The organism is Variovorax brevis (genome assembly GCF_030317105.1).
GTDB lineage: Bacteria > Pseudomonadota > Gammaproteobacteria > Burkholderiales > Burkholderiaceae_C > Variovorax > Variovorax brevis.
The window spans coordinates 1-11,906 of sequence record NZ_JASZYG010000049.1 but is presented as its reverse complement, the minus strand read 5'-3'; the positions used below and the strand labels follow the sequence as shown (position 1 = coordinate 11,906).

General features: G+C 61.9%; 10 protein-coding genes and 1 pseudogene. 8 read left to right on the top strand and 3 right to left on the bottom strand.

What is annotated here, in order from left to right:
* The 7 genes and pseudogenes from QTI66_RS38745 to QTI66_RS38715 form a co-directional block, all read left to right on the top strand.
* Positions 1-224 (top strand): hypothetical protein (locus QTI66_RS38745; protein ID WP_286565699.1); only part of this gene is annotated, 224 nt, incomplete at its 5' end.
* Between the two features lie 141 nt (positions 225-365).
* Positions 366-992 carry a hypothetical protein gene (locus QTI66_RS38740; protein WP_286565698.1) on the top strand — a complete coding sequence of 209 codons (627 nt, stop codon included), beginning with the start codon at positions 366-368 and terminating at the stop codon, positions 990-992.
* 933 nt (positions 993-1,925) lie between these two features.
* Positions 1,926-4,526 carry a CHAT domain-containing protein gene (locus QTI66_RS38735; RefSeq protein WP_286565696.1) on the top strand — a complete coding sequence of 867 codons (2,601 nt, stop codon included), beginning with the start codon at positions 1,926-1,928 and terminating at the stop codon, positions 4,524-4,526.
* 1,483 nt (positions 4,527-6,009) lie between these two features.
* Positions 6,010-6,183 (top strand): annotated as a pseudogene (locus QTI66_RS40080) (ISKra4-like element ISBte2 family transposase); the annotation flags it as partial.
* Positions 6,184-6,525: 342 nt separating this feature from the next.
* Complete coding sequence (locus tag QTI66_RS38725) at positions 6,526-6,816, top strand: hypothetical protein (RefSeq protein WP_444815099.1); 291 nt, start codon at positions 6,526-6,528, stop codon at positions 6,814-6,816.
* Positions 6,817-7,053: 237 nt separating this feature from the next.
* Positions 7,054-8,160, top strand: coding sequence for a helix-turn-helix transcriptional regulator (locus tag QTI66_RS38720; RefSeq protein WP_286565693.1), 1,107 nt, complete (start codon positions 7,054-7,056; stop codon positions 8,158-8,160).
* A 154-nt stretch (positions 8,161-8,314) separates the two neighbouring features.
* The gene (locus QTI66_RS38715; RefSeq protein WP_286565692.1) at positions 8,315-8,809 is read left to right on the top strand and encodes a hypothetical protein; all 495 of its coding nucleotides are present in this window, start codon (positions 8,315-8,317) and stop codon (positions 8,807-8,809) included.
* Positions 8,810-9,177: 368 nt separating this feature from the next.
* On the opposite strand, the gene QTI66_RS39835 is transcribed toward QTI66_RS38715, so the two are convergent.
* The 3 genes from QTI66_RS39835 to QTI66_RS38705 form a co-directional block, all read right to left on the bottom strand.
* On the bottom strand, positions 9,178-9,468 hold the full coding sequence (locus QTI66_RS39835; protein ID WP_353506291.1) for an AAA family ATPase: 291 nt from the start codon (positions 9,466-9,468) through the stop codon (positions 9,178-9,180).
* A gap of 81 nt (positions 9,469-9,549) precedes the next feature.
* Positions 9,550-10,044 (bottom strand): endonuclease V, encoded by a 495-nt coding sequence (locus tag QTI66_RS38710; protein ID WP_286565690.1) that lies wholly within the window; start codon positions 10,042-10,044, stop codon positions 9,550-9,552.
* A 71-nt stretch (positions 10,045-10,115) separates the two neighbouring features.
* Positions 10,116-10,355 carry a hypothetical protein gene (locus QTI66_RS38705; RefSeq protein WP_286565689.1) on the bottom strand — a complete coding sequence of 80 codons (240 nt, stop codon included), beginning with the start codon at positions 10,353-10,355 and terminating at the stop codon, positions 10,116-10,118.
* Positions 10,356-10,801: 446 nt separating this feature from the next.
* Here QTI66_RS38705 and ltrA point away from each other — a divergent pair, with 446 nt between their 5' ends.
* A complete protein-coding gene (gene ltrA / locus QTI66_RS38700) occupies positions 10,802-11,812 on the top strand; it encodes a group II intron reverse transcriptase/maturase (protein WP_506555402.1) in 1,011 nt (336 codons plus the stop codon).
* The last annotated feature ends 94 nt before the right edge of the window (positions 11,813-11,906 follow it).

The following is an 11,906-nucleotide window of genomic DNA, read 5'->3' as shown; positions in this document are numbered from 1 at the left end:
CCTCGAAGGCCAAGCCTCGTCAGCAGCAACGAAGTTCTACGCGCTCGCTTTCTGAGCGACACGACACGACGCGAACTTGCTCGGCCCGGCACTGCTACTGCGACAGAACCGAACGCCGTGCTTTCGGCCTGACCGCCATTGCGACATTTGGCGATGCCACTCGAGCTCGCCAACAAATTGCACCAGAGCCCACGGTCGCGACCTGCCTATCGGCCTATGGCTGACGCCGTCCTTCAGCGGGCCGTGCTGCGGTAGCATCGGCTCTCGACCACGGGTCGCCGCGGTTGGAGAATTCGCTATGAAACGGACATGCTTGCCACTTCAAGGGGGCGCCACGGATTTCTAGGTAACAACCTGGAGATTCAATGGCATACCGAACCGGACTGTGCGGGCACTTGCGCGTCAGCACAGGCACAACAACCACCGTCGATCACTTCGCCAGCCTCGACGAACTGGCAAGGGAGATTGCGCATCTTGCGTCCAGCTTCACCTTGCTAAATTGGAGCCGACTGGATACCGGCCGCGCGCTCGTTTCCATACTTCGCAACGGCAGTCTTCTGCGCCTCGAAAACCGCGAACGTCAGCCGCACGGGGTTGCCGGAATCTGGAAGACCGTCGCCTTTCGCGAAATCGAAGCCTTCGGCGAGCGTGGCCAACCCCTGGCCATCGCGGGACTTATGGAGCGTAGCCGCGCCCTGCAGACCTTGGCGCGCGCAGAACGCCGCCGAATCCGCAGCGGACTCACGATCTACTCCGGATTCGGTCCCGTTCCGGGTGTACACCGCAAACGCGGCGGGCATTGGATCCGCCAGATCGCCACCATGAGCGAGCGGCGCTCGAACGGCCTGGTGGTTATTGAGGACGGTGAGCATGGTGCGCGTCGCGCACGCATGGGCCGGCAGCTGCCCAGCAGTTGGGAGGACATCGGCAAATGCACCCAGCGCTCGTGGAAGGCACAGTTCAAGGGCCGCAAGGCCTGGGATCGCGCTTGATTGGGGCGCGACACTCATCATTCAGCAACCGTGAGGGAGAGTGTGCAAAAGTGTGGGAGGCTGCGGAGTCCGACCTCGGCGTTTGCGAAGGCGTCGGGGACGGCCACACGACTCTCGCGCCATCCGCCGTAACGGTGGCAGGTTCCAAGGTGAATTCAGTGCTTGACCTTTCGGATCAGCCTCCCACACTTTTGCACACTCTCCTTCACGAGATGACCCGCTCACAGATGGAGTTCGCCTTCGGACTTGCGAATGGGGAGCGCAAGCTGCGAGGCCCAACGCCCGGATCGAATCGTCCAAGTGTTTCGCAAAGATGCTGTCCCGGTCATGAAGCAGATACCCGTAGCCGTGTCCCTCACGCATGAGGACCCCGCCCGATTGAGGGCTCGCCTAGATGCCCGCCCTTGCGGATGCATCAGAAGAGGGCGCCTTCCTTGATCTCGCAGTTGCCGCGTATCTGACCGTCGTTCTGGAGGACCGTGACACATCACTGATGGTCACGCACCTGGTGATATCGATCGTCCGCAAGAGGCGAGAGGAGTGACGGGAGATGCGAGCCTTTGGCAGCTCTGCGTGCTGAGGGCGAACCCAGCTTGCGATCATTCGCTGCTGCGCGGCCCTTGGATTTCGGCCGGTAGCCGTGCTGCACAGGCGAGCCACACGTAAAGGTTCTGGCGGCTACATGATCTTGGGCATCAAGATGCTTTTGCCCTTTGCCTATTGCACGGCGCCCACGAGCAGTGCAAGCGCCGCTGGCTCGAATAGCAGTGCTGCTGAAGTCTGACAGAGCGAGCCGACAACTCGACTGCATCAAGCCTCCCACGCCGTGAGGATGCGCAAGCCAACCCTACAGCCATATGCTTTCGGCGGCGCAGGACATTCCTGGGCGCGGTCTCTGTGAATGCACATTGGGGGGAGAGGGAGGACCCGATCATGAACACTTGCTTCAGATGGGTGGCCGAGCTTGCATTGGTGGGGGCCGTGCTCGTTGCGTCGGGTTGTGCCTCGCTCGGCGGCGAACCCGAAACAATACAACGAGAGACGAAGCCATCCCAGGGGACTGACTATGTCATGCTGGATGTCCGGCGGGCGAGGCATGTTCGGCCAACATCCGTCGCGGCCGTCACCGAGCCAGAGCCGCTGTTCGTATATCCCCTGAAACTTGGAACGTTCAACAGCTCCGCAACAGAAAAAAACAACGAGGGAATAGCACTGCACGCCAAGGGTGATGTACGCGGCGCGCAGCAAGCTTATCTTTCGGCCCGCGCCGACCTCATTGCAAACGCCCATCCCAACGACCTGGTCGCCCTCAGAATGGTTCCGCTCGACCGATCCCTTCCTGAGCCTGGGAAGTGGGCGTTCGTCGGCGTAGCAGCCTATGAACTCGGTGGAGCGCTTGCCCGTGTTGATTCCAATATCGGGATCGCAAAATGGGCTCAAGGTGATTTGCAAGGTGCGCTATCGCATTTTCAGGCCGCGCTCGAGATGCGCGCTCGATATGAGGGTGCGATTGAGTACTACGCCAGCGACCGCGCACTCATGGCGCGCAACAACGCCCGGCTCCTCGAAAGCAGCGTTCTTCTTTCCCTCGAAGGTTCATTGCCGGAGTCAGCTGGTTCGCATTCGCTCGCCCTGGAGATGGTGTTTCAACGCAAGGGGGAACTGCTCGATCGGCAAACCCAATCGATAGCCCAGGTCCAGCGTCAGGCGCTGCCACAAGGTCCGGCACCGAAACCCGGCGCACTTGACGTGACCGACAAGCTGCTCCCCGCACTGGACTTGGCCATTGCTGTTGCTGGCTATTTGGGTCCGGCCGGCGCGACTGCAGCTACTGTCGGCAGCGTTGCGCACAAGCTGCTTTCCATTGGGGCAGGTACGCGAGAGCAGCGGCGGGCGGCTGAACGCGACTTGCGAGAACGCGATAGAAAGATTGGCGTCGAAAGCCAGGAGATGCTTGACGAGCGCAACGCGATCATGCGTCAGCGAGCGGCATTGACCAACGACAGTGACCAGAATTCCCGCCTGGATGAGCGGCAGGAAGCCTTGGACCTGCAAATTCGCGTGCGAGCCAACCCTCCCGACACACTCCGCGTGGGGACGTCTCGCCCGACTTCCCCTGAAGTCGCGCAAGGCCCGGCAAGCAACGTGCGACCCCTCTCGGATTGGGTCCGAAGCATTGGCCAGCGGATCCCCGACGGGGCTGTCCTCCTGGAAATGTTCATGTACGTACCGATGGATCCGCGGGCTCCCATGGCACCGGGAGGCCGGCAGATCCCGCCCCGGCCCTTGGACGCGATCACCGCGGCGAGCGAAGATGCGCCCGTCACGCCGGTTCAGATGGATGCCTTGCCCTCAGGCCCCGCCCACTACGGCATGTATGTCATATCGCGCAACGGGCCACCGGTTCGCATTGAACTCGGTGAGGCCCAGCCCATTGATGAACGCATCGTCGAATTTCGCACTGTCCTCGCGCGGCCCAAAAAGGCCAATGATGTGCGGGCCAAGGCCCGCCAGCTCGATGAACTCCTCATGCGGCCCGTGCGCTCGGTCATCGGAGACACTGCGCTCCTGTTGGTGGCGCCCGAAGGCCTCTTGAATCTGGTTCCGTTTGGTGCGCTGGTTGACGAGCAGAACCGCTATCTGGTGGAGCGATATACCTTCAGCTATTTGTCGAGCGGGCGGGATTTGTTGCGGCCGGGCAGCAATGTGCCGCGGCGAGACAACGATCTCATCGTTGCAGATCCGGCGTTTGGCGGCAAATCCGTTCAAGTGGCAGCCACGGCGCAGGAGGGAGGACGCGGTACGCGGTCACGAGACTTCTCCAGCATGCAATTCGAAGCGCTCCCTGGTACAGCCCTGGAGGCGGCCGCCATCAAGGGACTGTTCCCTGACGCAAAAGTGCTCACGGGTCCGGCAGCGACAGAAACCGCATTCAAGCAAATTCACGGGCCGAGGGTTCTGCATGTCGCAACCCACGGATTCTTTCTTCCGGACCAAGAGGTAAAACGCGTCAGCAAGGATGGCCGTGAAGATCCGATGCTTCGGTCCGGCCTCGTCTTCGCAAATGTCAACACTGGAGGAACCGAATCGGACGATGGCGTCCTGACGGCACTCGAAGCGAGCGGCATCGACTTGCTCGGTACCCGACTGGTCGTGCTTTCCGCCTGCGAGACAGGCGTGGGGACGGTCAAAAACGGCGAAGGGGTGTTTGGAATGCGCCGCGCCTTTGTCGTTGCCGGCGCCGAAACACTGCTGATGACGCTCTGGCCCATTGCTGATGAAGCGACGCAGGAACTGATGTCCGACTACTACGAGGCGCTCAAGCAGGGCAGTGGCCGTGCCGATGCGCTGCGCAAGGCACAGTTGCAAATGCTGGGTAAGAAAGAGACCGGCCATCCGTTTTTCTGGGCAGGCTTTATTTCTTCCGGCGACTGGACGAGCTTGGCTATCAACCCGCCCCATAGCATCAACCAGTTTGGAGATTCGAATGGCAGCGGAAGTCTGGTTTCGTGGTCAGTCGACGTCAGCAGTTGAATTTGCTTCGCGGACCGCGCCGTGCGAGTCTGGATGCGCCATTGCGGCCCGCGGGGCAGTCGCCAAGAGGCGCAGTGACACATTTACCTGCGCAGGAGTGTCAGATTCGCTTTCTTCTACGGAACTCGAGTTGCGCAAAAAGAGAGCCCATCACTTCAGTCGTTGCCGGAAAACTATAAAGCAATATCGACGCAGTACAGCACTCGCCGCGCTGCGGCAGTTACAGGCGACGAATTTCGATGCTCCGGTCTGCCGCCGCGAGCATCGCTCACCGGGGAATATGGCGGCCGGGTGCTGCCCGGCCCGGCTCCAAGCCCGGATCAAACGCATCGTATCGGGCGCACCGCAATCGTCCCTCAATGGGCGCCTGAAAAGCGAACAGGAAATGCAATCAAATCAAGGACTTGCAAACGAAGGTCGGCGCCAGCGCTGGCTCTGCGCACCGTCAGTCTGTGCACCGAAAACGAGTAGACCCCGACGCGGCGCTCAGCCATAAGGACAGTCGCAGCATTGTGGTGCGGACGGTGTATGGAAATGTGGCCGTCAGGAGCCCGAGATTGTGGTCGTGCCGCTGCCGTGCGGCGCCAGGGACAGCACGCAGCGCCATCAGTCCGCATTGCAAGGCGCTGCCCGAGCGGGTAACACCGGAACTGGAATACCTTCAGGTGGAATGGGCCGCCCATCTGCCCTACCGGCAGGCCACGGCGCCAAGGAGGTCCTTCCGCTCGACAAGCAGATCTCGTTCAGCGGCACACGGCAAAGGATTCATGCGGTCGCAAGGCAACTCGATGCCGAAGTGGCGCGCGACATCGCCAACCAGCCGAAGGCCGCCGCGATCGCCGACACCATCGGCCCACGGCGCGAATCCACCAACGTCGCATGCGTCAGCGTCGATTCGGCATGGCTGAACCACCACAGCACTCCAATGGCCCGCCAAGCTGCACGCGCCGAAGCCAAGCTTCGGTCGCCTTGGTCCCCGCCGCCGACCTTGCAACGCCACGTGAACATCGTTGCCGGGCGAGCTGCGTTTGCCGACCGTGCTCCCCGCGTGTACGCGTACGTGCACAAGCAAGTGCCGTCGGCGGCCGCGCGACTGGATCAGTTCCTCGTCCGAAGCGGTGTCGGGCCCAACGAGCGCGTGACAGTGATCAGCGATGACGCGGGCGAATTCGCCAAGGCGGTCCAGGGCAGCCAACTCGCCCGAGGCAGGATACTGGACTGGTTTCACATCGCAATGAAGTTCAAGGCGGCGGAGAACTCAGTGTTCGGCAACGCGACGATCGAACCGATGGAGCGAGCTTGGGTGCAAAGCGAAATCCGCAGCGCCAAATGGTTCGTCTGGCACGGCAAGGGCGGCAAGTCCGTGGCGCGCATCAAAGCGCTTGATGCCGCGTTGATGGCCAGGAAAGGTTATGAAGACTCGACGCTCTGGTGGAATCTCCATCGCGTGTCTGACTACATCGAGAACAACGCCGGCACGCTGGTGAACTACGGTGCGCGGCACCGAAGAGGGCTACCGATCAGCAGCGGCATCGCCGAGTCGGCGGTGAACCTGGTTGTGAGCCATCGGATGGCGAAGAAGCAGCAAATGCGATGGACCGACGAAGGGGCCCATTGCCTGGCGCAGGTCCGCGTCGCTGCTCTCAACGGCGAGCTGTCACCAGATCGACTGGTGGCGTTGGCCAAGGCGTCGAGGACGGGCATTCGACTCTCACGCCATCCGCCGTAACGACGGCGGGTTCCAGGGGAGTCCGGTGCTTGACCTTTGAAATCAGCCTCCCACACTTTTGCACACTCTCAAAAAATGCGAAGTAATGTTGCGTCCACCGTCCCATTGCGTTGCGCTAACCTGTTGATTTAGCTGGGTTTCCAAGAATGACAGGGGTCATATCTTTACTACTCTTCACGTGGCGACTTTGGCATGGTCGAGCCCGAGAAGCGATACGGCGACTCGAAGCCATGAAGTTTCTCCTGGGGAAGCCTGGAAGGCCCAGTGCCGTTGATTCGCAAGCTCACCGCCGAACTGCTCGCCTATCTGCGCGGCAACGAGGACTCGCTGCCCAACTATGGTCGGCGCTATCGAGCGGGTCGACGCATCTCCAGCGCGTTCGTCGAATCTGCGGTCAACCAGCTCATTGACAAGCGCATGTCGAAGTCGCAGCAGATGCGCTGGGATCCTCGCAGCGCGCACCTCCTGCTTCAAGTTCGAGTGCGCGTCATCGACGGCCAACTGCGTGAAGACTTCGCCCGCTGGTATCCAGGGTTCCCGGCGCATGACCCCACCAGTTGAACCGCTCTCCGCTCGAACCGTCAGTTTTTGCATTGAAAACAAATGGACCCCGACTATCGTACTTTTCATGCTGATCGGTGCGCTTCGCTTCTAAAGTCCTGTGCTGACAGCCACTTGCGAGACCGGTTGCCTTTCAGAGAAGCGTGGGCGGTCCAAGCCATTGATTCGCAACGCAAAGTTCTTGCACGGCGCACTCTTTTGCACGATAAGTACGACCACCCCCTCTAATGAATGGCCATGGAAAGCAAGCAGTCCTCGGCCCTGCTGAAGATTCGCCAGATCTGTTGTTCCGGTTTGCCCAGCCGATCGTTCATTCCGCTGGTCATCGGAGAGCTCCGCGAGGCGATACCGTCCGCCTACGGTCAGTTCACTTGGTCGGACGAACGCGGCGGCGTCACCAACCACTGGGCCAGCCGCTTCATGCCGCGCCGCGCGGCCTGGATCATCCTGCACTACCAGCGCTACGCCATTGACGCCGGCATCACCATGAAGGACCTGCTGCTGTTCGGCAAGCCGACCGGCAACCTAAGAGGCTATGGCCGGCCCGAATTCGAGGCCACGCCCACCTACGCGGCGATCTTCGAACCCTATGGCTTCAAATGGGTGCTCGACGGCGTGGTGCGCGATGCGATGCGGCCCTATGGCTTCTTTGGCCTGCACCGCCTGCGCAACGACCCGGATTTCTCGGCCGTCGAAGAGGCGCTGATGGCGCGCGTGCTGCCGTACGTGGCGCACGCGATGCGGGTCGAGGTTGCGCGCCCGACGCGCTTCGTGCGCGGCGGGGGGCACTCGGCGCTGGTGGTGTGCGATGGACAGGGCGAGGTCCTCGAATGGTCGGACGAGGCGCACCACTTGGCCCTGTTCGCCCTGATGGAGAACCTCAATCTGGAGACGCAGGTCGAGCGCGACGAACTGCGCGACATGCGGCCCGCGCTGCGCCACGTGGCACTGGCGCTGCGCCGCCGCATCGAAGAAGGTCAGCCCGGCACCGAGCTGCCGGTGCTGACGCGGCGCAACGGCTGGGGCGAGTTCGAGTTTCGCGGCTACCGGCTGAACGACGCGCAAGGGCCGCGCGAGCGCATCGGCATCCTGATCGAGCAGCTCGTGCCGCTGGAGGCGCACCTGCTGGAGCGCGTCAACGCGACGGCGCTGACGATGCGGCAGAAAGAGATCGCGCTGCTGAGCGTCAAGGGCCTGCCCAACGCCGAAGTGGCGCGGCGCCTGAACATCACGCCCAACACCTTGAAGGACTACTTCAAGGACATCTACGCCCGGCTCGAGATCAACAGTCACCAGCAACTGGTGGCGCGGCTGTCGTCCGATCGGCCAACAGCCATCGGCTGATCGGCCGACGGCCGTCGCCGCGGCGGCGTTCCCCCCTGAAGTGGGGTCCGGCGCGAGCCGGCCCGAACTACCTTTGGGCTCATCCGAAGCCGCTCGACGCCGGAGGCGGCACCGGATCCCCAACCCTTCCGGCTTGTATTTCAAGGAGATCGACATGACTGTACTCAACGACATTGCCAAGGCTATGAACAGCTATCCGCTCGACGAAACCACGCTCGACATCGTCGAGGTGGCGAACACCAGCGACAGCAAGGACACCCACGTTAGCTCGGGCGAGACCTGGAAGTTCAAGGTCAAGCTGACCAACAACGGCCACGTCAACATGACCCACGTGTCGCTGAAGGTCACGGGCATGCACGGCACCAAGGTCAGTGCCTCGGCCACCGCCGGCTTCAGCGACAGCATCGTCGCCGCCGACCTGAACCCGCTGGGCGGCGGCGACTCCCGGATCACCAACTTCATGTTCTTCAAGCCGCCGATCGTCGGCACGACCTCGAGCACCGACCTGTTGGAGGTCCAGATCAACGACTGGAGCGGCGACGACTTCAACCACATGTTCAGCAACCACACGTTGAGCGTCGACAAGGCGGCTGACGAGGGCATCGTCTACGCTAAGGAGCGCCTGACCAGGGAGCTCAATCCGGGTTGATGGCGCCGGGGCGCGATGCCGCAACGCTTCGCGCAGGCAGGGTAGGCGTGTGCATGGGCGCCATGCTGCGTCCGATCGATAGCAACCGGCCTCACCCACCCCTCAAGGCAACACGCTGGCCGTCTCCGCCAAGGGGACGGTCACGCTGTTCGCGCTGAGCAATCTGTGGATGGGGGTGATCTCGGTTTTCATGCATTTTGTGACGCTTCGCCTTTTCGTGGTCTCGTGGGAGGCGCAGAAGGATCTGTCGCAATAGCAGCGCCGGACTGACCGTGCCCGTTTGGTCCGTGTCACTCAGAATGCCAGCGAGATGCTATGTCGGACTACCCGAGCGAGACCCGTTTAGCTACAACGGATTTCCCCAACCTCTACTGCGCAAAGGAGCCGAAAAATGTCGACGACGCAGACAGTCTGATAGATCGCTTCCCATCCGGGGTGCTGTGAGTAGTCAGAATGGACTGAAACGGGAGCTCTTCCAGTGCTGCATAGAGCGAAAGCTGCAACTGGGGATGTAGATGAGCCTCGGGCTCTTCAAAGAGGATGAGCTGACCTGCTGAGTTCGCCTGTTGCAGGCGCCTCTTGAAGTATGCAATCAGGATGGCTATGTAGAGAACGTTGTTGACTCCAAGCCCGTTAGAGCTTGGGTCTACGTCCGTCACCGACTCATTCGAAAGAAGCAGGCTCCCGCTGGCTAGCTGAACACGCCTTCAGCCGAACTGTTGCGGCGGGGAATCCATCCATCAATCCTTGTTCTTCGCAAGGCGAGCGACAAGCTTCATGAGCGTGGGCACACGCTTCCTGCCGTGCATTGCAAGCAGTCGCGCCTTGGCCGCACCAATGTCGATTCCCGCGCACGTCACGAACAGCGGCTGCGATTCCTCTTCTTCTTCTCGCATGACCTCGAACTGCACCGACAGGCCCGGCAGTCTCTTCTTCGACACACCGACGACGGGCACCTTGCCGTCCAACGCTTGATACAGGTGCTGGCCAACGCCCGGCGTTTCGTCGGTATCAAGATGAACGAATCCGTCCATCAGAATGAGCTCAGGCTCCAGGCTGTGCTCGCGCAGCAGTTGCATCACGCAGGTGAGTTCTCGCAAGTCGAGTTCTCCCCGGACCGGCTTCTCGACCTGGGCGATGCGCGAGACGTAGGTCTTCGTGGCTTCCGCGGCATCCCAGGCATCAAAAGCCGCAGCGACAGCATTTGCATGCGCGCCATCGAAATAGGTAGCCACCACGAGTTTCATGAACGATTATGAGCCGCTCCAGTTCACGCACTTGACCATCGGCATGTCGAAGCCGAGGGCTACGCGACGCCCTGCTGCTCCATCCGGCTCCATCGAATTCCGCGCTCAGCCCAGCCATCAGCGCCTGCCGGTGCTTCGTGTGCCACGCACCGGGCGACGACCGCGGCCAGCGGACCCGACACCATGCCGATGGCGCGGCCACTGGCCGACGCGCGCAGATAGGGGTTGTCGTAGTGCGCCGGGAGACCGGCAAGGAGTAAAGGGTGCAAGTCCCTGACAGCAAAGAAGTAGCGAATCATGTTGTCCCCGAGTCATGCGCGTCACATCGCGAGGTGCGGCGCGAAGCGTTGACAGGGGTACGCATAGGCCAGCCATTGAGCCACGATAGACCCCTTATCCTGGGTGCCGACGTCGTTACGATGACGGAAGGCAATATGGTCGAGTGCGCAATCGCGAGCACTCGATCGGCCCGGCGTGGTCGTAGACCCTGGCATGTGCGCACGCTCCTTGTACGGGAACCGGGAGATCTCGGGTCCGACCAGCCGCCCCGGCGGCTGGCCCGCATCGGGAAGGCGAGGAGCCGTAGCCGATGATGAACGGATCCGAGAAGTCAGACTCCGCCATAGTAGCGATGAAGCCTGCGAACAAGGCCGGGCGACCGGCTGCGGAGTGGGTGGAGCCAAGGGCGGGGACCGAGGGGAACACGGGCCAACCGCACACGCGACGGACACAGAGCCGCGGTAGCGTGTCACAGGGGCTGGGCCGTGTACGACAAGCTGCAAGGCAGCGGAAGAAGGAGAAGTTCACCACGCTGCTGCACCATGTGACGGTCGATCTGCTGCGGGACGCGTTCCTGGCGCTCAAGCGCCGTGCCGCCCCCGGAGTGGATGGCCTGACGTGGGAGGACTACGAGGCGGACCTGGAGGACAACCTTCAGGAGCTGCATGCGAAGGTCCACCGTGGCAGCTACCGGGCGTTGCCCGTCAGGAGGCGGTTCATACCGAAGTCGGACGGCAAACAACGCCCACTGGGAATCGCGGCGCTGGAAGACAAGATCGTCCAGCGCGCGGTCGTCGCTGTGCTCAACGCCATCTATGAGGAAGACTTCCTCGGCTTCTCGTACGGGTTCCGACCCGGACGCAGCCAGCATGACGCGTTGGACGCACTGTCGGTGGCGATCTGCGATACCCCGGTGAACTGGATTCTTGACGCCGACATACGAGGCTTCTTCGATTCGGTCAGCCAAGAATGGCTGGTCCGATTCCTGGAGCATCGGATCGGCGACGAGCGCGTCATCCGCCTTGTGCGCAAGTGGCTCAAGGCGGGCGTTCTGGAAGAAGGGAGCTGGAGCGTCAGTGAGATGGGGACACCTCAAGGGGCAGTGGTTTCACCACTGCTCGCGAACGTCTACCTGCACTACGTCTTCGATCTCTGGGCCCAGCAATGGCGACGGCGCGAAGCCAAAGGCAACATGATCGTCGTGCGCTACGCCGACGACATCGTGGTCGGCTTCGAGCACGATGCCGATGCGAGGCGCTTCTGGGACGCGATGCGAGAGAGGTTCGAGCAGTTCTCGCTCGAACTGCATGGGGAGAAAACCCGCCTGCTGGAGTTCGGCCGCCTGGCGGCGGCACGACGAGAGCGGGCGGGATTGGGAAAACCAGAGACCTTCACGTTCCTGGGGTTCACGTTCATATGCGGTAAGTCGCGGCGGGGAACATTCCTGCTCCAGCGCAAAACGGTTCTGTCGCAGTAGCAGTGCCGGGCCGAGCAAGTTCGCGTCGTGTCGTGTCGCTCAGAAAGCGAGCGCGTAGAACTTCGTTGCTGCTGACGAGGCTTGGCCTTCGAGG

What these genes read in the sequence shown, in the direction of transcription:
- QTI66_RS38740 (WP_286565698.1), top strand. Translation starts at nt 366, where the DNA reads ATGGCATACCGAACCGGACTGTGCGGGCACTTGCGCGTCAGCACAGGC.
- QTI66_RS38735 (WP_286565696.1), top strand. Translation starts at nt 1,926, where the DNA reads ATGAACACTTGCTTCAGATGGGTGGCCGAGCTTGCATTGGTGGGGGCC.
- QTI66_RS38720 (WP_286565693.1), top strand. Translation starts at nt 7,054, where the DNA reads ATGGAAAGCAAGCAGTCCTCGGCCCTGCTGAAGATTCGCCAGATCTGT.
- QTI66_RS38715 (WP_286565692.1), top strand. Translation starts at nt 8,315, where the DNA reads ATGACTGTACTCAACGACATTGCCAAGGCTATGAACAGCTATCCGCTC.
- QTI66_RS38705 (WP_286565689.1), bottom strand. Translation starts at nt 10,355, where the DNA reads ATGATTCGCTACTTCTTTGCTGTCAGGGACTTGCACCCTTTACTCCTT.